The organism is Rahnella ecdela (genome assembly GCF_019049625.1).
GTDB classification, from domain to species: domain Bacteria; phylum Pseudomonadota; class Gammaproteobacteria; order Enterobacterales; family Enterobacteriaceae; genus Rahnella; species Rahnella ecdela.
On sequence record NZ_JAFMOY010000127.1, the window covers coordinates 109,586 to 130,315 of the forward strand.

Sequence of the window (20,730 nt, forward strand, 5' to 3'; positions counted from 1 at the left end):
ATGAGTGAACATAAGGACGTCATCACAATGGCGCACGGCAGCGGCGGGCGGGCGATGCAGCAGATAATCGAACGCCTGTTCCTCAGTGCTTTCGATAACCCGTGGCTCAGCGAGCGCGAAGATGCGGCGCGTTTGTCGATTGCCAGTCTGAGTGCGCAGGGTGACCGGCTGGCATTCACCACGGACAGCTATGTCATCGATCCGGTGTTTTTCCCAGGCGGTAACATCGGCAAGCTGGCGGTGTGCGGCACGGCGAATGACCTGGCGGTCAGCGGCGCTACACCCGCTTATCTTTCCTGCGGGTTTATTCTCGAAGAAGGACTGCCGCTGGAAGACTTGCAGAAAATTGTGAAGTCGATGGCGCAGACCGCACGCGAGGCGGGAATCGCCATTGTCACCGGCGACACCAAGGTGGTGCAGCGCGGTGCGGCGGATAAAATCTTTATTAATACGGCGGGGATCGGGGTGATTCCTGCCGATGTTCACTGGGCCGCCAGCCGGATCCAGGTCGGGGACAAAGTGATCGTCAGCGGCACGCTGGGCGATCACGGGGCCACTATCCTTAACCTTCGCGAACAGCTGGGAATGACGCTGGAGGTGGAAAGCGACTGCGCGGTGCTGGCGCCGATGATCGCGCCGCTGCGCGCACTTTCCGGTGTCCGTGCCTTGCGCGATGCCACACGAGGCGGGGTAAATGCCATTCTTCACGAGTTCAGAGCCGCCAGCGGATTCGGGATTTGCATCGACGAAACCGCTATACCGGTTAAACCGGCAGTACGGGGAATTTGCGAACTGCTCGGGCTGGAGCCACTCAATTTTGCCAATGAAGGAAAACTGGTGGCGGTAGTCTCGGCACAGGAAGAAAACGCGGTACTGAAATTATTGCACAGCCATCCGCTCGGCGCTGACGCTGCCACCATCGGTGAGGTGACGGCATCGCCGCAGGTTTGTCTGCGCGGTGCGCTGGGGGTTTCACGCCAGCTAATGTTACCAAATGCGGAGCCATTACCCCGGATTTGTTGATCTCGTCAGGGGGCCTGTTGCGGCGAAAGGGGTAGAATTTTCTCTGCCGTTTTTATTCAAAAATTCATGCTATCCAGAGCTAACGCTATGCAGAGTGCAACAATGAGCATTACCAAACACAAAGGATTGCTGGAACTGACGCGCACACTGCTGCTGCAACAGACCATGACATCGCTGCTGGAAACTCTCACGCAGGTGGTGCAGGCTGCCGGTATTGCCGACGCCGTGACGCTGGTTCTTTTCGACAATCAGAATATCGACAACCCAAGCGAGCGGGTCAGTTTTTATGGTATCGATCCGCATCATCAGCCGGTAAGTTACGAAGATGAAACGCTGCTGGCGACCGGTCCGGTTCATGCCTTGCTGAGCAACCCGAAAACGCAGGTCTGGCGCAGCGATGCTTTGCATCTGCATTTTCCTCAGCTGAGCGCACTGAACCTGTATCCGGCGTTTACCGGATATTGTCTGGTGCCTTTGCTGGCCTCATCCGGCTTGCTGGGCGGCTGTGAATTTACCCGCCAGAATGACACACCGTTCAGCGTAGAGGACAAAAACGGTCTGCACGAACTGTGTATGCTGGCAGCGATTGCGGTTGAACAAATTCAGTTGCGTGAAAATGCACTGTTCCAGCAATCTCAGCTGCGTCACGAGCGTGACGATTTCCGCATTCTGGTTGATATCACTAACGCGGTTCTCTCAAAGCTGGATCTTGACGAACTGACCGGCGAAATTGCCAAAACTATCCATCATTTTTTCCACATCAATGCCATCAGCATTGTGCTTTGCGATGCGGCTAAAGACAGCGAACAGGCCAGCGTTTACGCCACCCATTACGTCCAGACGCACGTTGCCGAACGCGAGCAGTCGCGCATGACGCTGAGCGGTTCCCTTGAGCAGCAGGTGATGAAAAGTGGCGAAATGCTGCTGACCAATGTCCGGCCATCAGAAGACTTCGGGAGCGATGAAAGCACGCTGTTCCAGCTGCTGTGGCGTGACCAGACCAAAACCCTGTGCATTCTGCCTCTGCGTTTTGGTCATAAAACACTGGGCGTGCTGAAACTGGCGCAGTGTCAGCCGGATAATTTCAATACCGCGAATTTACGGGTTTTACAGCAAATTGCCGAACGCATTGCGATTGCCGTGGATAACGCGCTGGCCTATCAGGAAATCAAAAGCCTGAAGGAAAAACTGCAACACGAAAACCTGTATCTCACCGAGCAAATCAACAGCAATAACCCGGATTTCAGCGACATTGTCGGGCGCAGTCCTTCCATGTCTGCGGTGCTGAAACAGGTTGAGATCGTGGCGAAAAGCGACTGCTCGGTGCTGATCCTCGGTGAAACCGGCACCGGTAAAGAACTGATCGCCCGTGCTATTCATAACCTCGGCGATCGTCGCGATCAGCGCATGGTGAAAATGAACTGTGCGGCGATGCCGGCGGGTCTGATGGAAAGTGATCTGTTCGGCCATGAAAAAGGCTCATTCACCGGCGCCACGGCGCAAAGAATGGGGCGCTTCGAACTGGCCGATCAGGGCACGCTGTTTCTGGATGAAGTGGGAGAAATTCCGCTGGAGTTGCAACCGAAATTACTGCGCATCTTGCAGGAGCAGGAGTTTGAACGGGTGGGCGGCAACAAGCTGATCTCGGTGAATGTGCGGATGATCGCGGCGACCAACCGCGACCTGCGGCAGATGGTGGCTGATAAAGAATTTCGCAGTGACCTGTATTACCGGCTGAACGTGTTCCCGATTGTTATTCCGCCGCTGCGTGAACGTCCGGAAGATATCCCGCAACTTGTGAAATTTCTTACCTATAAAATCGCCAAACGTATGAAGCGTACCATCGACAGTATTCCGGCGGAAACCCTGCGTCTGCTGAGCCGTATGCCGTGGCCTGGCAACGTACGCGAACTGGAAAATGTCATTGAGCGTGCAGTGCTTCTGACCCGCGGAACGGTGCTGGATTTGCAACTTCCTGAACTCAATTACCCCTTGCCGATGGCCCAGGTGGTCTCTCCCGCTGTGCGTGAAAGCGCGCCCGCACCGCAACTGAGTGAAGAAGACGAACGGGAGCGCATTTTACAGGTGCTGAAAGAAACTAACGGCGTTGTCGCCGGGCCCCGCGGCGCAGCTCAGCGGCTGGGGTTAAAGCGCACCACGCTATTATCGCGGATGAAAAAGTTAGGGATTGCCGCCCGCTGATTTTACCGGCTGCCTGCGGGCAGCCTTCCCTTCACAGCGTAAACATTTCCCCGTGGCTGAATGACCAGTCTTCCGGATGAGTAAAACTCACCACCACCATCACATCTGCCGGAGCAATTCCCAGCGCGGCGTGCAGATTTCCTGCCAGATGACGGAACAGCTCCTGTTTCTGGTAGCCGTTGCGCGGTTTGCCTGCGGTGATGTGAAACAGCAAAAAATCCTCTGAGCGTTGATCATTTTTCCCGGCCAGATATGTCGGGTTAATCACCCGCTGACCACGGCCTGCCGGTTCAAACAGCTGAAAACAGTCATCTGCCGGAACAGCGAAATGTTCTACCAGCGCGTTCTGTAAAATAGCGGAAATAGTATCCTGCCAGTCATCTGCACGGTGTTCGGGTAAGGAAATTCGGGTAAAAGGCATCTTCAGTTTCTCTTGTGACTGGCTACGGGTTACTTATCACCGAGAGCGGCGAAACGCGTCAGGGCAGACGCAGCGGCGGGCCATCCGGCATAAAACGCCAGATGCGTGATCGTCTCGGAAATTTCAGCATGAGTGACGCCGTTTTCCACCGACAGATTCAGATGAAAGGGCAGTTGCTCCGTGCGGTTCAGGGCAATCAGCGCAGCAACGGTGATCAGGCTGCGGTCACGCGGTGACAGTTGGTCTCTTTTCCACAAATCACCGAACAACACCTGCTCTGTCAGCTCTGCAAATTTAGGCGTCAGCCGCGACATGGTATCCAGCGTCTGGGTTTGGGATGAAGTTGTGCTCATATCAGGCTCCTTTTAACGTGTGTGAAAAAGAGCATAAGACGTTATGGTTGTCCTTAATATCGAAAATATCAGCAGCATTAATCCATAAAAACAGGATGATTAAACGTGGCAAAACGGCCGGTAACTTTTGATGCACAGGCGTTGCGCAGTTTTGTCACCGGCATTGAACTGGGGAGTTTTGTGCTGGCGGCAGACCGGCTGGGGCGCTCGACTTCCGCTGTCAGCGCCCAGCTGAAAAAGCTGGAACAGCAGGCCGGTACGGAGCTGGTACAAAAATCGGGACGACATCTGATTCTGACGGAGCGCGGCGAGGTGATGCTGAGCTATGCGCGGCGGATCCTCAGTCTCAACGATGAAGCCAGCGCCGTTATGCTTGCCAGCGCCCTGAGCGGCAGCCTGAATCTGGGAATGCAGGAGGATTTCGGCGAAGCGCTGTTACCGGCACTTCTCGGCACCTTTACCCGCGCACATCCGCAGGTTCAGCTATCGGCCAGCATTACCCGCAACCAGCAATTACTCGACGGGATCCGCCATAACGAGTTTGATCTTGCGGTGTGCTGGCAGGCTGATGACGCGCCGCTTTTCCCGTCAAGTCAGTCGCTCGGGCGTATACCAATGCGCTGGATTGGCCCTGAAAACTTCGACCTGCAACGTTATCAGGAAACCGGCGAACCGGTGCCGTTGCTGGTTTTCGAAGCGCCGTGCCTGATGCGAAATGCCGCCACAACGGCGCTGGATAAAGCGGGTATTCCGTGGCGTATCGCGTTTACCAGCCGCAGCCTGAGCGGGATCTGGGCCGCGATGTCGGCGGGATTAGGCGTTACGGTGCGTACCGATTTCGGCAGGCCGCAGACGGTCAGAATATTGAATGAGTTGCCCGAACCGGGCGAGGTAGGGATCAGCCTGCATCAGGGGCAGACGCCGCCCGGTGAGGCGACGGGTTATCTGATCCGGGCGATAAACGATTTTTTCGCGGTGCGCCGCTAAATCTGTTTGCCGGTAATCAGGTTCGGTTACTTTTTTGCGGGCTGCTGACGATAGTGCGCCAGACGCTCGCGAAAATATGCGCGCAGGTGTTCAGGCTGCTCCATTTCAACTTCATCTGCATTCACCGGCAGATTGTTGCGCTCACGCACTGCGACCGTCCCGGCGGCCAGTCCGGCACTCACTTTGTCCATTTCTTCTTTACTCAGCCCTGCGAGATTGTTGTTCATAGCGTTTCCTTTTGCTGCCCGGTTGTGTTGGCAGGCATAAATTTTATTCTACTGCAGTTCCGGTCAATGTTTTCAGCATGCCGTCGGCGCAATAACTTTTCATCAAAGCCAGGTCAGTTTTCTGATGCTGTGATGACAGAAAGCGGGCCAGGCTGTTGCGGTCATCTTCTCCCCAGATAAAGATTTTATCAGAGTGATAAAAATCATAATCTTTTATTGAGGCGTTATTAGTAATCAGCTTTTTATTGAAAGCCATCGCCTCGAGTGCGCGCAGAGTTAATCCGCTTTGACCCGGTTTGTTAATTTCCAGCACGACTGAGGAGCGTTTCAGTTTCTCAATATTTTGCTGATAACTGATTTTTTCATTGATGCAGAAGGCGGAGTATTTTGGATCCTCCGCGTCACCCCCCACCAGATAAAAATCCGGCTGGCAGTGATTTTCCCGCAATATTGGCGCCAGATCATTAATCAGACCTGCCCGGTAATCATCATAACCCCCGACATAAAAGCATGAATGTTCTGTCGGGGCGTTTACCCGCTCAGCCACTTGCACAGCAATGTCATTGCGGGTGAAGGGTAAAAACTGACTGACAAAGGACAAGCCGTATTTCCTGCAATCATCGGGATCAAAACTGTAAATAACATCAAAAACGGGCATCGCTCTGTCGAGATAATTTTCGTCTTCTGCCAGTAATTTTAGCCTGCGTCTTTTCGCCGTCAGGGCGGCAACTGAATCGCGCAGCACCAGTATTTTTTTGCAATTCAGCAGAGCAAGAAAATCCAGCATCAAAAAAGCGCTGTAACCGTTACAAATAACGATATCGTCTTTCCCGATGTGGCGGAATTTGATAGAGGAGTGCAGCCGCTGGTGCCAGCGTTTCAGGCCCTTCCCGGGCAATAATGCATGAACAGATTTATAGTGTTTTTTGACGTTATAAATCGTCTGCACATTAAATTCTTTTTTCAGAGCAGACGTCATCATCCGTTCGTATTCTGAGTTCCACTCGATGAAATGTATTTTCATTGCTTCTCCATTTTGCGCTGTAGTTTAGCATTCTCCGCCGTTAAAAGGTTCTGAGCGGGGGAGGATTGGCGGTCAATTTCACAACCGGTTTACAAAATCGTCAAAATCAGGCCATTATTTATGCTTCTTTTGCATGGAACGGAGCCTGAAAATGACGCGAATGACAGCTAAAGATTTCCCACCTGAACTCCTCGAATATTTTGATTTCTACGTACACGGCAAAATGACCAAACGTGAGTTTCTTGATTTATCGGCAAAATTTGTCGCGGGCGGATTGTCCCTTGCCGCACTGACCACGCTGATGACACCCAATTATGCCTATGCCGAACAGGTGGAATTCACCGATCCGGATATTGTGGCGGAATACATTCACTATCCCTCGCCGCAGGGACACGGCAGCGTGCGGGCGTATCTGGTGCGTCCGGCCAGGTTTGCCGGTAAAGTGCCCGGTAAAGCGCCCGGCGTAGTGGTGGTGCATGAAAATCGCGGGCTGAATCCCTACATTGAAGACGTGGCACGACGTGTGGCGAAAGCCGGATTCACCGCGCTGGCGCCGGACGGCCTGAGTTCAGTCGGCGGTTATCCGGGTAACGATGAAAAAGGGCGCGAGCTGCAACAAAAGGTCGATCCGACCAAACTGATGAATGGCTTTTTTGCGGCCGTTGAGTTTCTGATGCATCACGAAACGGCGACCGGCAAAGTCGGGATCACCGGTTTTTGTTACGGCGGCGGCGTGGCTAACGCGGCGGCGGTGGCGTATCCGGAACTGGCCGCGGCGGTGCCTTTCTATGGTCGTCAGCCGAAAGCCGAAGATGTGCCGAAAATAAAAGCACCGTTATTGCTGCATTACGCCGAGCTGGATAAACCGATTACCGAAGGCTGGCCTGCGTATGAAGCGGCGTTGAAAGCCAATAATAAAGTCTATGAGGCGCATATTTACCCCGGCGTGAATCACGGTTTCCACAATGATTCCACACCACGCTACGACAAAGCAGCAGCAGATTTAGCGTGGGAAAGGACCGTCGCCTGGTTCAAAAAGTATCTCGACCCGCAAACCGAAAATGCCTGAAAACGCATAAACGCAAAAAGGGCGGGATCGCAAAATCCCGCCCTTTGTTTATCTGCTGTCAGGCTGTTACGACTTCAGCACGCCATCGAAATCAGAGGCATCGTGGCGTTCTTCCAGCTGTTCGTCACCCCAGGTGCGGTTAACAATACGGCCACGTTTCACCGCCGGACGGCTGGCAATATCCGCAGCCCAGCGCTGGAAATGCTTATAGGATTTGATGTCGAGGAACTCGGCGGACTCGTACAAGCCGCCCTGCGCCAGACTGCCGTACCAGGTGAAAATGGCGATATCGGCAATGGTGTATTCTTCACCGGCGATGAAACGGTGCTCCGCAAGCTGACGATCCAGCACATCCAGCTGACGTTTCGCTTCCATCGTAAAGCGGTTAATGGCGTATTCGATTTTGACCGGTGCGTAATGATAAAAATGCCCGAAGCCGCCGCCCAGATAAGGCGCGGAGCCTTGCAGCCAGAACAACCAGTTCAGGGTTTCGGTACGACCGGCGAGATCTTTCGGCAGGAACTTACCGAATTTTTCGGCCAGGTACAGCAGGATATTGCCGGATTCAAACACGCGGATCGGCGGCGTGGTCGAGTTATCCAGCAGTGCCGGAATTTTTGAGTTCGGGTTAACGTCCACAAATCCGCTGGAGAACTGATCGCCTTCGTTGATGCGGATAATAAACGCATCATATTCCGCACCGCTGACGCCTTGTTCCAGCAATTCTTCCAGCAGGATCGTCACTTTCTGGCCGTTCGGTGTGCCAAGAGAATACAGCTGAAGCGGGTGTTTACCGACCGGCAGCGTTTTCTCATGCGTCGGGCCCGCTATCGGGCGGTTGATGTTCGAGAACTTGCTGACTTCGTCTTTATTCCAGGTCCAGACTTTCGGTGGCTGATACTGTTCTGACATGACATTCTCCGCATCTTTTTTTGAGGATAAGACTCAAAAGTTTAGCAGGAGATAATCAACGATGACGCTGAGAATGTGCCCTGTGCCGGTCAGTGAATTTCTTCCACCATCCAGTCGTGAAATGCCTGCACTTCCGGGCGTTGTAATGATTTTGCAGAGCTGACGAGATAATAAGACCAGGTGATTGGCAGCGACATTTGCGGGAATAACTGCACCAGCCGGTGAATATCTAAATCCTGCTGCACCAGCGCTTTGCGTACCAGCGTGATGCCCTGACCGCTGAGCACGGCCTGGATCACCGCGGCGGTGGAATTAATATGCTGATGTGACTGGCGTACGCCGTCCAGCCCGCATTTTTTCAGTACGCTTTCCCACAGCGGGAAATTCGCGCCAGGGTGCGGCGTGTCGTCGTGGATTAGCTTTTGTTCATACAGCCAGGCATTGCTGATCTTTTTATCTGCGGGCAGCAAGGACGGGCTGCACACCATCACCACTTCTTCATCCATCAGCCAGGTGGCGTGTAACCCCGGCCAGTTTCCTGGTCCGCAGCGGATACCGATATCGGCTTCACCATGTGCAAGATCGGTGAGCCGGTCTGCGACGTCCAGACGGATATCAATGTTCTGGTGGCGTTCTGAAAAACGGTTAAGCCGCGGCATCAGCCAGTTCATCACCAGCACCTGCGAGGCGGTGACCACCACCACTGAGCGCGCACTGCGCCCGCGAAGTTTTGTCAGGCCGCTTTCCAGTTTATCCAGTCCGAGCGAGATGTCATCGAGCGCATCATGCACATCGCTGAGCAGCGTGAGGCGTTCACTGCCGGAGCGGCTGCGCGTAAGCAGCGGATGTCCGACCCATTCTTCCAGTGCCCGCACCAGCTGGCCGACCGCAGCAGGTGTTACGCCCAGCTCATTCGCCGCGCCGGTAAAACTGCCGTGTCGCGCGGTGGCTTCAAAAGCCTGCAACCATTTCAGTCTCTTGAGGATTCGCATGATGTTCTCATCGTCGGGGCGATTTTTTTGCAAAGTACCAACGCACAGTAGCGAGATAGTTTTTCTTTGTCGATGACTTATTTCTTATGCGTCGCTGGCGGTGCGCATGGCTGGCATGATGACCTCATCAGCCGGAACGACGAACGGCTCCGGTTACACAGACAAAGAAAATATTGCGGAGATAAAAATGATGAGCAACACATTCAGCGGTAAAAAATTATTGGTTGTTGGTGGTACAAGCGGCATGGGGCTGGAAACCGCGCTTCTGGTGCTGGAGCAGGGCGGCAGTGTGGTGCTGGTCGGTAACCGTCAGGAAAAAGCCGACGCCGCGCAGCGTGAGCTTTCCGCACTCGGTCCGGTTTCCGTGCTGGTGGGTGATCTGATGACGGAGCAGGGCATGAATCACATCCGTCACGCGATTAACGCGGAGCATCAGGATATTAGTCTGCTGGTGAATGCCGCGGGTGTGTTCTTCCCGAAACCTTTCGCGGAGCATGAAGAAGCCGATTACGACATGTATATGAACATTAACCGCGCGACGTTTTTCATCACCCGTGATGTAGTGAAAAATATGCTGGCAGCCGGAACGCGCGGTTCGGTGGTGAATATCGGGTCGATGTGGGCGCAGCAGGCCATCGGTGCCACGCCTTCTTCCGCCTATTCAATGGCCAAAGCCGGGCTGCATGCGCTGACCAAAAACATGGCGATTGAGCTGGGCGGTCACGGCATCCGTGTCAACGCCGTGTCTCCGGCGGTGGTGCAGACGCCAATTTATGAAGGTTTTATCGCGAAAGATGAAGTGGAAGGTGTGATGAACAGCTTCAACAGTTTTCACCCGATTGGCCGCGTCGGTACGCCGCGTGATATCGCTGAAACCGTCGCGTTCCTGCTGAGCGAAAAAGCGGGTTGGGTCACCGGCGCAATCTGGGATATTGACGGCGGTGTGATGGCCGGTCGCAACTGATCATCATCGTCTGTTTATAAACCGGAAGGTTGCGTATACAACCCTTTGCGCTTCCATTTCACATCGGCCACCGACTGGCCGGTGTGAATTTTGCCTTGCAGCAACAGGTTGAATTTTGCGCCCGCTGGCCGTGTAAGACGGCTTTGCAGAATATAAACCGCTTCACTGCCAAGTTCCCGGCAGGGCAACATCACCGAGGTAAAATCCATCGGCGAAAGAGTTTTCAGCTCATGTTCAAAATCCATGCTGATCACTGAAATATCCTGCGGTACCTGAATACCGAGGGCGCTCAGGGCTTCCAGCGTGGCGTGTGCAATAGGCGTGCTCCCGCAGATAATGGCCGAAGGCAGGCATTCCGGTTTGCGTTCCCGTAAATATTTTTCAAAACTTTCCCGCGCCTGTTCTTTCCCGTTACCGTGATTAATCAGCAGATGCGTCGCTTCGTCGAACACAATGTGATGTTCCAGACAGGCGCGTTTGAAGCCGTCCAGCCTTTGCATCATGGTTTCACGCCGTAAATCGGTGAACAGTAAAACCGGACGATGTCCTTTCTGAAATAGAAAATTAGCCGCGCTGTAACCGATGGAATAATGGTCCGCAGATACGCAATCGAGCCGCATCTCGCGGTCTTTGGCATTGACCATCACTACCGGTTTATTTGCCTCTGCCGCCAGCCGGTAAAGCATGCCGTCATCAATTCCGATAATTATAATGCCATCGATGTCGGTCTGGTGCAGCGCCTGCATAAAGGAGGCGATATCCGGATCATTGACATTCAGGGCACATTTGCGGATGTGAATATCAAAACGGGCGACTTCTGCGGTGATCTGCTGAATGGCTTCGTAATAATACAGATCTTCATACGGCGAGAAAGCCTCAGGCGGCGCACAGATTAACAGAGAGTTCATTAACAGACGGCTGGAGGGAATGTCGCGTAAAATACCCATAGTTCTCGCATGGTTAAATACCTTTTCTTTTGCCTGCGGACTCACATTTGATTTACCCGCCAGCACACGGGAAACAGTGCTCGGAGAAAGCCCGGTTAACTCCGCAATTTGCCTGATTTTTAATTTTCCCGTCATTTTGTGATCAACGCCTCATTAGAGTATGGACTTATTACCACGGTTAACTGTTTGTAATTATTCAGCTATTCCCCATCATAGCAAAACCATTCTGCTGCACTGCAATTCCTGTCACAAATAGCGGTTGTTGGAAAAAAAAGCCATTACTACTCTCCTGAATATAAACCTCATAAATCAAAACAAGGTATTTAGCCGGGCCGGATTTTTTAATGAATTCAGTCAGGTGACGCCTTTTGTGTGGCTTTAAATCAGCCTCCGTCAGCGTTTAAATCAGGAGTCAGATAATGCTTAAAATAGCTGTCATCGGTACCGGTAATATTTCGCATAACCATATTCAGGGATATTTGGAGTTTGCCGGTCGCTGCCAGATTGTGGCTTTGGTCGATATTTATCCGGAAAAAGCGGAGGAGAAAAAACGTCACTATGGTTTGAACGACGCCAAAGTGTACGCCAGCCATCACGACGTGCTTAACGATCCTGATATTGATGTGTTTGATGTCTGTACGCCGCCTTATGTGCACGCCGAAATTTCTATTGATGCCCTGAATGCGGGAAAACATGTGCTCTGCGAAAAGCCGATGGCGGCCTCATTACAGGAATGTGATGCGATGATTGGCGCGGCGCAGGCCAGCGGTAAAACGCTTTCTATTATTGCGCAAAACCGTTTTACCGATGCGTTCTGGCGTCTGAAAAAAGTACTCGATTCCGGTGAGACCGGCAAAGTGTGCCACGCGCAGGTCGATTCCTTCTGGTGGCGCGGGCATTCGTATTACGACCTGTGGTGGCGCGGAACCTGGGAAAAAGAAGCGGGCGGTTGCACGCTCAATCACGCGGTTCACCATATCGATGCTATTCAGTGGATGCTTGGTTTCCCGACCGAAGTGGTGTCGATGATCACCAACGCCGCACACGATAACGCTGAAGTGGAAGACCTCTCTGCGGCGATTTTCAAATATGATTCCGGCGCTCTGACGCAACTGACGGCGTCGGTAGTGCATCACGGTGAAGATCAGAAGATTGTCATTCAGGGGGAAAAAGCACGGATTTCCGCGCCGTGGGATAAGTACGCCAGCATTTCTGCGCCCAACGGATTTCCGGTTGAAGCGCGTGATACGGCACGCGAAAACCGCCTCGAAGACGCCTATCAGTCCATCCCCAAACTCACCTATACGCTGCACACAGGCCAGATCGACAACTTCCTGACCGCTCTGGAAACGCAGTCTGCGCCGCTGATTGACGGCGTGCAGGGTAAACGTTCGCTGGAACTGATTGCTGCCATTTATAAATCGGCCATTACCCGCAGCATTGTGACGTTGCCGCTGGTGCCGACGGATCCGTTTTATCAGACCGGCGGACTGGTTTCGCTGGCACCGCATTTTTACGAGAAATCCGCCTCGGTGGAAAACTTCGCCAACGAAGATGCGATCCCGCTGGGTAAAAACATGGATACAGGAGCCTGAACATGAGCATCAGAGACGGAATGAACTATGCCCCCGTGGGCAAACCGCAGCCCGTGGTCAAACCGGGAGAATTCGTGATTGCTGCCGCAGCGCTGGATCACGGGCATATTTACGGCATGTGCAATGGCCTGATCGAAGCGGGTGCCAGCCTGAAATGGGTTTACGATCCGGATCCGGAAAAAGTGCAGAAGTTCGTTGCGCAGTATCCGCAGGTGAAAGTCGCCGGATCCCTGCAAACTATCCTCGATGATAAAGAAGTTCAGCTGGTGGCAGGGGCGGGAGTTCCGTCACAACGTTGCGCGCTGGGGCTGAAAGTGATGGACGCCGGTAAAGATTATTTTACCGATAAAGCGCCGCTCACCACGCTGGAGCAGCTGGCAGCGGCGAAAGAAAAAGTGACGTCGACGGGGCGTAAATACGCGGTGTATTACAGCGAAAGGCTGCATGTGGAAAGCGCGGTCTTTGCGGGACAACTGGTGCAGGAAGGGGCCATCGGTCGGGTGATTCAGACGCTCGGCACCGGACCGCATCGTGAAGGGGAAGGGCGTCCTGACTGGTTTTACGAACGGGAACGTTTCGGCGGCATTTTGTGTGATATCGGCAGCCATCAGATTGAACAGTTCCTGTTTTATACCGGCAACAGCAATGCCCGCGTGGTAGCGGCTCAGGCGCTGAATTTCAATCATCCGCAATATCCGAAGTTTGAGGATTTTGGCGACACCATGCTGGAAGGTGAAAACGGTGCGCGCGGGTATTTCCGCTGTGACTGGTTCACGCCGCAGGGGCTGAGTACCTGGGGAGACGGGCGTCTGACGCTGCTCGGCACCGAAGGTTATATCGAAATCCGCAAATATGTTGATCTCACACGCGGCGAACAGGATGTGGTGTATCTGGTCAACGGGGAAGGGGAATTCCGTTATCCGGTTTCCGGCAACGTCGGCTTCCCGTTCTTCGGTCAGCTGATCCGCGATTGTCTTAACCGCACCGAAAAAGCCATGACGCAGGAACATGCGTTTAAGGCCGCAGAACTGTGTGTGCGGGCGCAGATGCTGGCAAACGGCACGCACTGACAGGAGACTCACCATGAAAACGCTTCAGGCGGCAGTGATCGGCTGCGGATCCATTCATAACTGTCATGTGGTGGCGATTGAACATGACGCTGACAGCCGTTTGCGCGCCATCGTGGAAACCGATATCGCCAAAGGGCAGCAGCTGGCGCAGCGTTATGGATGTGATTTTTATGCGGATTATCATGAAATGTTGCGAGACCCGCTCATCGACGTGGTACATATCTGCCTGCCGCATCATTTGCATCTGGAAACGATCCTCGCCGCGCTGGCGGCGGGAAAACACGTGTTCACCGAGAAACCACTGGCGCTGAATTCGGGGGAAGTGAAGATCCTCCGGCAGGCAGCTGAAAATGCGCAGGGAAGGGTGGGCGTGTGTTACCAGAACCGCCTGAACCCGTCGAGCCAGAAAATCAAAACGTGGCTGGAGAGCGGTCAGCTCGGGCGGATGCAGAGCATTAAAGCGGTGCTGACCTGGTCACGCGGCGGGGCATATTACACCGAGAGCCCGTGGCGCGGGCGTTTCGACACCGAAGGCGGGAGTCTGCTGATCAATCAGGCCATTCACACGCTGGATCTGATGCAATGGTTTGGCGGCGGCGTTCTGGCGGTAAAAGGCGTGGTGGATAGCACGTTTCTCGGCGATGTAACGGAAAATGAGGACAGCGCGATGGCCAGCCTGCAACTGGCCAACGGCGCGCGCGGACTGTTTTATGCCACCAACTGTCACAGCACTGATTCGCCGCTGCTGCTGGAAATTCACTGCGAAAATGGCCTGTTGCAGCTGCATCACAACGCACTGTGGCTGATTCAGGGCAAAAACCGGACTCAGCTTATCAGCGATGAAAAACCGGCGGGAGCGGCGAAAAGTTACTGGGGCGACAGCCACCGGCAGGCGGTTTTAAATTTCTACCAAAGCATCCGTCATCCACAGGAAAATAATTATACCGCTGTGGCGGAGGCGGAGATTTCTCTCAATATCGTCGGGGCAATTTATCGCTCCTCACAATTAAGAACCTGGATAACGCTTACCGATTAAATAATTTTAATAATAACCCTACACTGACAGGATAATAAAAATGAAACCAACTGAACGCAGAGTCGGTTACGGCACGGCCATCGGGTATGGTGTGACCGATTTATTTGGTGGTGGTGCATTTGCCGTTATTGGCACCTGGCTATTATTCTTCTATACCACTTATTGCGGATTGTCGGTTTTTGAGGCCGGTTCTATTTTCGCTATCGCCCGCGTTATCGATGCCATATTAAGCCCGATAATGGGCTATATCACCGATAATTTCGGCAATACCTGGCTCGGTAAAAAATTCGGTCGCCGCCGGTTCTTCCTGCTGATAAGCGCTCCGCTGATGTTCCTGTACGCGCTGGTCTGGGTCACGGACATGAGCTACTGGTATTATCTCGGTACCTATCTTTCTATCGAATTGTTATCCGCGATGGTACTTGTTCCGTGGGAAACACTTTCGGCGGAGATGACTAACCGGTTCAGTGAACGAACCCGTCTTTCGGGCGTTCGCATGATTTGTTCTCAGCTTGGCGGCCTGCTCGCGGTGTCTATTCCCGGCGTGATAATGATGTTCACCGGCAAAGACAACTCGCTGACGTACACCTACACCGGCCTGATTTTTGCCTGTATTTTCTGCGTGGCGGTATTCACTACCTGGATGTGTACCTGGGAGGCTAAAGACGTCCGCGAAGAGTTCGAACCCGAGCCGTTAACAGCCGGGGGCGGTAGTCTGTGGCATCATTTAAAAAGCCTGGTGTTAGATCTCTTTTCATCCTTTAAAATTCGCATGTTCCGCCAGCATATTATTATCTATATCTTTTCATTTACCGCGTTGGATGTATTTGGTGCGGTATTTACCTATTACGTAGTGTATGGATTACATCAGGATGCTGCATCGGTTTCCGGTTATTTAAGTGTGGCAGCGTTAGTCTCTGTGCCTTCCACTTTCGGATTTATGATGTTGCTGGAAAAACTCAACATGTCGCCATCTGCGGCGTTACGGCTTTCTTACGGTATTATTTTTGGCGTACTGGTATTTCTGTTTTATCTTTATATTTCAGATGCGGCAGTTTCATGGTTACTGTTCTCAGCAATATTTTCGGTATTTGGCTTTGCCCGCGCCGGTCTTTATTATATTCCGTGGAATATCTACAGCTTTATTCCCGACGTTGATGAAATCGTCACCAAAAAACGCCGTGAAGGGATCTTTGCCGGTGTGATGGTGCTGACCCGCAAAAGCACCGTGGCGCTGGCGATTATGCTGATTGGTACGGTCTTGCAGGAAAGCGGATTTGTGAAAGGGCAGGGAGTCCAGCCGGAGAGCGCATTGCACGCGATTATCGGCCTGCTGATTTTTGCCACCGGCGCACTGCTGGCGGTCAGTTTTTACATGACGTTTAGATTCAAACTGACCCGCGATACCCACAAAACGCTTATCAAAGAAGTCGCACGCCTGAAACTGGGTGGCGACCTTGATGATTGCACACCGGAGTGCCAGAAAGTGATCAAAGACCTGACCGGCTACGACTACAAAGAAGTCTGGGGCGGCAGTGCGACGCGCAAAACCGTACGCGGTGAACTGCCGGCAGGCTCTGGCGGCGCACTGGGGTTGTAAGCAGTGATTGTAAAAACGGCAGCGCGGCGCAGCGGTTATTCAGGTACCGACTGGTTGCCGTCACCCAGCGCGCGCTGCATAAATACCGTATCCAGCCAGCGGCCATGCTTGAAACCGACGGAATGCATGCTGCCTTTCACCTGAAAACCGGCAGCGAGATGCAGATTGATCGACGCCTCATTCTCGCTGTCGCCGATATTGCCCACTATCTGGCGAAAACCGTGCATCTCGGCCCAGTCGATGGCGCGGCGAAGTAACGCCTTGCCCGCGCCGCGTTTCTGAAAACCGGGGTCAATGTAGATCGAATCTTCCAGCGTGAAGCGGTAAGCAAAACGCTCGCGGTAACGGCCCAGATAACAAAACCCTTTCACTTCGCCTTCATGCAGAACGACCAGCCACAACAAACCGGCTTCCTGAATTTTTTTCAGGCGCAGTGCTATCTCATATTCATCAGGCGGCTGAGTTTCGAACGAGGCCGTACCATGCAAAACATGCCAGGCATAAATCTTCTGCATGGCAGGAATATGTTGTTCATCTGCTTCAATAATTTCCATCTTTCCGGTCTCGTTTGTGATTTCGCTATAGCCTACTCTTTCCGAAAAGAGGCAGGGAGAGCAAACGGTTTATCACAGATATAAGGAAATGATCTGGATGCCAGGAATTCAGCGGGATCCTCTATATGCTTTTTTCTTCTTAGCGATGCTTTATTGGTTTTTTAAATCGCCGCTGTCCTCCTGCTATAGTCGTTTTCTTACGCATTAGCGGTTATTTTTTAAGGAAAAAAAGTGAAACTGACCTTACCTCGTTTACGGACTGGCGCTGTGGTATTGCTGGCGGGATTACTGCTGGCGGGTTGTGACCAAAAAAGCGGTGATGCAAAACATATTAAAGTCGGCGTGATTAACGGCGCAGAGCAGGATGTCGCGGAGGTTGCTAAAAAAGTCGCGAAAGATAAATACGGTCTGGACGTTGAACTGGTGGGGTTCAGCGGCTCATTATTGCCAAACGATGCCACCGAACATGGCGAACTGGATGCCAACGTGTTCCAGCACCGTCCGTTCCTTGAGCAGGATAATAAGGCCCACGGTTATCATCTGGTGGTGGTCGGCAATACGTTCGTCTTCCCGATGGCCGGTTACTCGAAAAAGATTAAAACCGTCGATCAGCTGAAAGATGGAGCGACCGTGGCGATCCCCAACGATCCAACCAACTTAGGCCGCGCGCTGTTGCTGCTGCAAAAAGAGAAACTGATCACTCTGAAAGACGGTAAAGGTCTGCTGCCAACTGCGCTGGATATCGCCGAAAACCCACGTCATCTGAACATTATGGAACTCGAAGGCGCACAGCTGCCGCGCGTGCTCGACGATGCGAAAGTCGATGTGGCCATCATCAGCACCACTTATATCCAGCAAACCGGATTATCGCCGGTTCACGACAGCATATTTATCGAAGATAAAAACTCGCCATATGTGAACATTCTGGTTTCCCGACCAGACAATAAAGATGCCCAAAACGTGCAGGAGTTTCTGAAATCGTATCAGTCACCGGAAGTGGCAAAAGCGGCAGAGAAAATCTTTAATGGCGGGGCGGTTCCAGGCTGGTGATGGGTTTTGGGGGACATCGAGAGGAATTGAAATGGTGTCCCCTACAGGAATCGAACCTGTAACTAGCCCTTAGGAGGGGCTTGTTATATCCGTTTAACTAAGGAGACACGGGCGCCTGTGGAAAGCGCCCGCGTAGTATACTCGTTTTTCTCTCAATAATAAGGCGTTAGAGTTCTGTTTGGTCGTTTCGTCGCCAGTCAGGGTTTTGCAGCCTCTTTCTTTGCCGCTTCCATTTCCTCTTTCTTCGCTTTGGCTTTCTTCTGATTACTCATGTCGTTACGGATTTGTGCATGGCTTATCAGCGCGAAGATAAAGGTGCCGCCGAAGATGTTTCCGGCAAGCGTCGGCAGGGCGAATGGCCAGATAAATTCGTACCAGGGGATGGCGCCGGAGAACACCAGATACAGCACTTCGACCGATCCGACCACGATATGTGTCAGGTCGCCAATCGCTACCATGTACGTCATCAGCATAATCACCCACAGTTTGGCGGCACCGGCAGAGGGGATCATCCAGACCATTGTGGCAATCAGCCAGCCGGACACCATGCCGCCGACGAACATGCCTTCGGGATCTTTTTCCATGATCTCCAGACTGATGGTACGAAAAGCCTCGTCGGTGGCGGAATCAAAGAACGGCACCAGATGAAATACCAGCGCGGCAAGGCCGCCGCCGATGACGTTACCGGCCAGCACGATGCCCCACAAACGTAAAAGCAGCAGAACATTTTTACCGGTCAGTTTTTGCATGACAGGCAATACAGCGGTGACGGTGTTTTCAGTAAACAGTTGCTGGCGCGCCATGATGACGATTATGAACCCGACGGTATAACCGATGTTTTCGATGAAGAAGCGTTCGGGGCTGTCGGGCAGGCGGGCGTGCAGAATGCCTTTGGCCATCAGCGAGGCGCTGATCGAAAGTCCGGCGGCAATCGCGGACCACAGCAAAGCCTGCCCGTCTCGCTCAAGTTCTTTCTCACCTTCCATGCGGATGACTTCATGCACTGCTGCCGCTTTCGAAGGTAAATTATCTTCTCCGGTTTCAATCTCTTTGCCCTGAGAATGTTCGTCGCTGTCGACATCTTTACTGTCAGGATGCTGTTTTTCGCCGGTCATGGTGATTCCCCAAAAGTACGTCAAAGTAGTTGTAAAGGTGGTCTGAGATAAGCATAGGCGAGGCAGGGAGATTATGAGGAGATATACAAAAAAGTTACAAACCATTAACCCATGAACCTTATGGGACATTTTGCGGATTGTTTGCTGGATTTCAGGGTTTTCAACCCTGTAAACTGTGGGCCCCTGAGCTGCGTCGCGCCTGACGCCTGTGATATGATGCGCGCTTGTGAAAAATAAGAGACATCACCATGTTTGAAGCCCTTAACCTGAGCTGTGTACGCGATGAGCGAACCTTGTTTAGCGGCTTAAGTTTCACGATCGAACCGGGTGAAATGGTGCAAATCGAAGGCCGCAACGGCGCCGGTAAAACCAGTTTACTGAGAATTCTTGCCGGATTGTCCTCTCCGGAGGCCGGTGAAGTCCGCTGGAAGGGCGTGAACACCCGCCGCCAGCGCGACGTTTTCCATCAGCAGCTTCTGTATCTCGGTCATCAGCCTGGCGTAAAGTCAGTGCTTACTGCGTATGAAAACCTTGCGTTCTATCAGTCTGTCAGCGGGCAGTCAGTTAACGGAACTGCCCGTGCTGACGCTATTTATCAGGCGTTAGAAAATGTCGGACTGCTGGGTTATGAAGATGTCACGGTGGCGCAAATGTCCGCCGGGCAACAGCGTCGTGTGGCGCTGGCGCGTTTATGGCTGAGTGATGCACCGCTTTGGATCCTCGATGAGCCGCTCACCGCCATTGATAAGCAGGGCGTGACCACGCTGATTGAATTGTTTGAACAACATGTGCAGCAGGGCGGGATGGTCTTGCTGACCACGCATCAGGATTTACAGGGCGTTAACCGCGATGTGCGCAAAATTCGTCTGACCGGCGCTGAGCTGGCGTGACGCGAAAGGAAAATAATCGGAATGTTTACTAAGGTTCTGCGCCGCGAGTTGAAAATTGCCTTTCGCAAAAGTGCCGAAATCATCAACCCGCTGTGGTTCTTCCTGATTGTGATTACGCTGTTCCCGCTGGGGATTGGCCCTGAGCCGAAGCTGCTGGCGCGAATTGCACCCGGTATCGTCTGGGTCGCGGCGCTGCTTTCTGCATTGCTGGCGCTGGAAAGGCTTTTTCGCGATGACTATCTCGATGGCACGCTTGAGCAGCTGTTGTTATTGCCTTCGCCGCTGGCACTCACGGTTCTGGGGAAAGTATGTGCTCACTGGGTGGTGACCGGTTTGCCATTGCTTATCCTCTCCCCGCTGATTGCTTTGCTGCTTTCGCTGGATTTTGAAACCTGGAAAGCCGTCGCGCTGACGATATTGCTGGGTACGCCAACGCTGAGTTTTATCGGCGCGATTGGTGTGGCGCTGACTGTCGGGCTGCGCAAGGGCGGCGTCCTGCTGAGTCTGCTGGTGTTGCCGCTCTATATTCCTGTACTGATTTTTGCCACCGGCGCGATTGATGCGGCATCGATGTCGATGCCGATCGGCGGCTATCTGGCCATTCTCGGTGCGATGCTGGCGGGAAGTGCGACGTTAACGCCTTTTGCCACAGCCGCTGCGCTGCGGGTGAGTGTCCACTGACCCGCCAGATACGCGAAG

At 53.0% G+C, this 20,730-nt stretch carries 21 protein-coding genes and 1 tRNA gene; 12 read left to right on the forward strand and 10 right to left on the reverse strand.

Going from position 1 to position 20,730, the window contains the following annotated elements:
• Together hypE and flhA are read left to right on the forward strand one after the other, a co-directional pair.
• Nucleotides 1–1,023, forward strand: coding sequence for a hydrogenase expression/formation protein HypE (hypE, locus tag J1784_RS14190; RefSeq protein ID WP_217149768.1), 1,023 nt, complete (start codon nt 1–3; stop codon nt 1,021–1,023).
• A gap of 102 nt (nt 1,024–1,125) precedes the next feature.
• Nucleotides 1,126–3,225: a formate hydrogenlyase transcriptional activator FlhA gene (flhA, locus tag J1784_RS14195; RefSeq protein ID WP_420803973.1), complete on the forward strand. Its 2,100-nt coding sequence runs from the start codon at nt 1,126–1,128 to the stop codon at nt 3,223–3,225.
• Between the two features lie 31 nt (nt 3,226–3,256).
• Here the strand turns inward: flhA and J1784_RS14200 are convergent, their stop codons facing one another.
• Both J1784_RS14200 and J1784_RS14205 read right to left on the reverse strand, forming a co-directional pair.
• Nucleotides 3,257–3,646: a tautomerase family protein gene (locus J1784_RS14200; RefSeq protein WP_217149770.1), complete on the reverse strand. Its 390-nt coding sequence runs from the start codon at nt 3,644–3,646 to the stop codon at nt 3,257–3,259.
• A gap of 29 nt (nt 3,647–3,675) precedes the next feature.
• Complete coding sequence (locus J1784_RS14205) at nt 3,676–3,999, reverse strand: carboxymuconolactone decarboxylase family protein (protein ID WP_217149771.1); 324 nt, start codon at nt 3,997–3,999, stop codon at nt 3,676–3,678.
• A gap of 105 nt (nt 4,000–4,104) precedes the next feature.
• Between J1784_RS14205 and J1784_RS14210 the strand changes: the two genes are divergently transcribed.
• Nucleotides 4,105–4,986, forward strand: coding sequence for a LysR substrate-binding domain-containing protein (locus J1784_RS14210; protein WP_217149772.1), 882 nt, complete (start codon nt 4,105–4,107; stop codon nt 4,984–4,986).
• 26 nt (nt 4,987–5,012) lie between these two features.
• On the opposite strand, the gene J1784_RS14215 is transcribed toward J1784_RS14210, so the two are convergent.
• Nucleotides 5,013–5,213, reverse strand: a complete 201-nt coding sequence (locus tag J1784_RS14215) for a DNA polymerase III subunit theta (protein WP_112290086.1) — start codon at nt 5,211–5,213, stop codon at nt 5,013–5,015.
• Between the two features lie 43 nt (nt 5,214–5,256).
• A complete protein-coding gene (locus tag J1784_RS14220) occupies nt 5,257–6,237 on the reverse strand; it encodes a WaaS/CpsH family glycosyltransferase (RefSeq protein WP_217149773.1) in 981 nt (326 codons plus the stop codon).
• Between the two features lie 151 nt (nt 6,238–6,388).
• Here J1784_RS14220 and yghX point away from each other — a divergent pair, with 151 nt between their 5' ends.
• Nucleotides 6,389–7,306 carry a YghX family hydrolase gene (yghX, locus tag J1784_RS14225; RefSeq protein ID WP_217149774.1) on the forward strand — a complete coding sequence of 306 codons (918 nt, stop codon included), beginning with the start codon at nt 6,389–6,391 and terminating at the stop codon, nt 7,304–7,306.
• Between the two features lie 66 nt (nt 7,307–7,372).
• Here the strand turns inward: yghX and yghU are convergent, their stop codons facing one another.
• Together yghU and J1784_RS14235 are read right to left on the reverse strand one after the other, a co-directional pair.
• Entirely contained in the window at nt 7,373–8,218 is an 846-nt protein-coding gene (gene yghU, locus J1784_RS14230) for a glutathione-dependent disulfide-bond oxidoreductase (protein WP_217149775.1), read from the reverse strand.
• Nucleotides 8,219–8,307: 89 nt separating this feature from the next.
• Nucleotides 8,308–9,210, reverse strand: a complete 903-nt coding sequence (locus J1784_RS14235) for a LysR substrate-binding domain-containing protein (RefSeq protein WP_217149776.1) — start codon at nt 9,208–9,210, stop codon at nt 8,308–8,310.
• Nucleotides 9,211–9,400: 190 nt separating this feature from the next.
• On the opposite strand from J1784_RS14235, the gene J1784_RS14240 reads away from it, so the two are divergent.
• The gene (locus J1784_RS14240; protein WP_217149859.1) at nt 9,401–10,174 is read left to right on the forward strand and encodes an SDR family NAD(P)-dependent oxidoreductase; all 774 of its coding nucleotides are present in this window, start codon (nt 9,401–9,403) and stop codon (nt 10,172–10,174) included.
• Between the two features lie 14 nt (nt 10,175–10,188).
• Here J1784_RS14240 and J1784_RS14245 read toward each other — a convergent pair whose 3' ends face one another.
• Nucleotides 10,189–11,256 (reverse strand): LacI family DNA-binding transcriptional regulator, encoded by a 1,068-nt coding sequence (locus J1784_RS14245; RefSeq protein ID WP_217149777.1) that lies wholly within the window; start codon nt 11,254–11,256, stop codon nt 10,189–10,191.
• Nucleotides 11,257–11,540: 284 nt separating this feature from the next.
• On the opposite strand from J1784_RS14245, the gene J1784_RS14250 reads away from it, so the two are divergent.
• From J1784_RS14250 to J1784_RS14265, 4 genes are read left to right on the forward strand one after another with little or no spacing between them, the layout of a single operon-like run.
• Nucleotides 11,541–12,716 (forward strand): Gfo/Idh/MocA family protein, encoded by a 1,176-nt coding sequence (locus J1784_RS14250; RefSeq protein ID WP_217149778.1) that lies wholly within the window; start codon nt 11,541–11,543, stop codon nt 12,714–12,716.
• 2 nt (nt 12,717–12,718) lie between these two features.
• On the forward strand, nt 12,719–13,786 hold the full coding sequence (locus tag J1784_RS14255; protein WP_217149779.1) for a Gfo/Idh/MocA family protein: 1,068 nt from the start codon (nt 12,719–12,721) through the stop codon (nt 13,784–13,786).
• A 13-nt stretch (nt 13,787–13,799) separates the two neighbouring features.
• Nucleotides 13,800–14,822, forward strand: coding sequence for a Gfo/Idh/MocA family protein (locus J1784_RS14260; RefSeq protein ID WP_217149780.1), 1,023 nt, complete (start codon nt 13,800–13,802; stop codon nt 14,820–14,822).
• Between the two features lie 40 nt (nt 14,823–14,862).
• The gene (locus J1784_RS14265) at nt 14,863–16,422 is read left to right on the forward strand and encodes an MFS transporter (protein WP_217149781.1); all 1,560 of its coding nucleotides are present in this window, start codon (nt 14,863–14,865) and stop codon (nt 16,420–16,422) included.
• A 35-nt stretch (nt 16,423–16,457) separates the two neighbouring features.
• Here J1784_RS14265 and J1784_RS14270 read toward each other — a convergent pair whose 3' ends face one another.
• Nucleotides 16,458–16,976, reverse strand: coding sequence for a GNAT family N-acetyltransferase (locus J1784_RS14270; protein WP_217149782.1), 519 nt, complete (start codon nt 16,974–16,976; stop codon nt 16,458–16,460).
• A gap of 231 nt (nt 16,977–17,207) precedes the next feature.
• On the opposite strand from J1784_RS14270, the gene nlpA reads away from it, so the two are divergent.
• The gene (gene nlpA / locus J1784_RS14275) at nt 17,208–18,026 is read left to right on the forward strand and encodes a lipoprotein NlpA (RefSeq protein WP_217149783.1); all 819 of its coding nucleotides are present in this window, start codon (nt 17,208–17,210) and stop codon (nt 18,024–18,026) included.
• Between the two features lie 32 nt (nt 18,027–18,058).
• Here nlpA and J1784_RS14280 read toward each other — a convergent pair.
• Nucleotides 18,059–18,133: transfer RNA gene (locus J1784_RS14280), tRNA-Arg, on the reverse strand.
• A gap of 90 nt (nt 18,134–18,223) precedes the next feature.
• Nucleotides 18,224–19,141, reverse strand: coding sequence for a formate/nitrite transporter family protein (locus J1784_RS14285; RefSeq protein WP_217149784.1), 918 nt, complete (start codon nt 19,139–19,141; stop codon nt 18,224–18,226).
• 248 nt (nt 19,142–19,389) lie between these two features.
• On the opposite strand from J1784_RS14285, the gene ccmA reads away from it, so the two are divergent.
• Nucleotides 19,390–20,031, forward strand: a complete 642-nt coding sequence (ccmA, locus tag J1784_RS14290) for a cytochrome c biogenesis heme-transporting ATPase CcmA (protein WP_217149785.1) — start codon at nt 19,390–19,392, stop codon at nt 20,029–20,031.
• Between the two features lie 21 nt (nt 20,032–20,052).
• Nucleotides 20,053–20,712, forward strand: a complete 660-nt coding sequence (gene ccmB / locus J1784_RS14295; protein ID WP_217149786.1) for a heme exporter protein CcmB — start codon at nt 20,053–20,055, stop codon at nt 20,710–20,712.
• The last annotated feature ends 18 nt before the right edge of the window (nt 20,713–20,730 follow it).

Excerpts from the sequence above, each read along its gene's own strand:
- flhA (WP_420803973.1), top strand. The coding sequence starts at position 1,126 with ATGAGCATTACCAAACACAAAGGATTGCTGGAACTGACGCGCACACTG.
- J1784_RS14205 (WP_217149771.1), bottom strand. The coding sequence starts at position 3,999 with ATGAGCACAACTTCATCCCAAACCCAGACGCTGGATACCATGTCGCGG.
- J1784_RS14250 (WP_217149778.1), top strand. The coding sequence starts at position 11,541 with ATGCTTAAAATAGCTGTCATCGGTACCGGTAATATTTCGCATAACCAT.
- J1784_RS14270 (WP_217149782.1), bottom strand. The coding sequence starts at position 16,976 with ATGGAAATTATTGAAGCAGATGAACAACATATTCCTGCCATGCAGAAG.
- J1784_RS14200 (WP_217149770.1), bottom strand. The coding sequence starts at position 3,646 with ATGCCTTTTACCCGAATTTCCTTACCCGAACACCGTGCAGATGACTGG.
- J1784_RS14245 (WP_217149777.1), bottom strand. The coding sequence starts at position 11,256 with ATGACGGGAAAATTAAAAATCAGGCAAATTGCGGAGTTAACCGGGCTT.
- J1784_RS14285 (WP_217149784.1), bottom strand. The coding sequence starts at position 19,141 with ATGACCGGCGAAAAACAGCATCCTGACAGTAAAGATGTCGACAGCGAC.
- J1784_RS14260 (WP_217149780.1), top strand. The coding sequence starts at position 13,800 with ATGAAAACGCTTCAGGCGGCAGTGATCGGCTGCGGATCCATTCATAAC.
- ccmB (WP_217149786.1), top strand. The coding sequence starts at position 20,053 with ATGTTTACTAAGGTTCTGCGCCGCGAGTTGAAAATTGCCTTTCGCAAA.
- J1784_RS14240 (WP_217149859.1), top strand. The coding sequence starts at position 9,401 with ATGAGCAACACATTCAGCGGTAAAAAATTATTGGTTGTTGGTGGTACA.
- J1784_RS14220 (WP_217149773.1), bottom strand. The coding sequence starts at position 6,237 with ATGAAAATACATTTCATCGAGTGGAACTCAGAATACGAACGGATGATG.
- J1784_RS14265 (WP_217149781.1), top strand. The coding sequence starts at position 14,863 with ATGAAACCAACTGAACGCAGAGTCGGTTACGGCACGGCCATCGGGTAT.
- yghX (WP_217149774.1), top strand. The coding sequence starts at position 6,389 with ATGACGCGAATGACAGCTAAAGATTTCCCACCTGAACTCCTCGAATAT.
- hypE (WP_217149768.1), top strand. The coding sequence starts at position 1 with ATGAGTGAACATAAGGACGTCATCACAATGGCGCACGGCAGCGGCGGG.
- J1784_RS14235 (WP_217149776.1), bottom strand. The coding sequence starts at position 9,210 with ATGCGAATCCTCAAGAGACTGAAATGGTTGCAGGCTTTTGAAGCCACC.
- ccmA (WP_217149785.1), top strand. The coding sequence starts at position 19,390 with ATGTTTGAAGCCCTTAACCTGAGCTGTGTACGCGATGAGCGAACCTTG.
- J1784_RS14255 (WP_217149779.1), top strand. The coding sequence starts at position 12,719 with ATGAGCATCAGAGACGGAATGAACTATGCCCCCGTGGGCAAACCGCAG.
- yghU (WP_217149775.1), bottom strand. The coding sequence starts at position 8,218 with ATGTCAGAACAGTATCAGCCACCGAAAGTCTGGACCTGGAATAAAGAC.
- J1784_RS14215 (WP_112290086.1), bottom strand. The coding sequence starts at position 5,213 with ATGAACAACAATCTCGCAGGGCTGAGTAAAGAAGAAATGGACAAAGTG.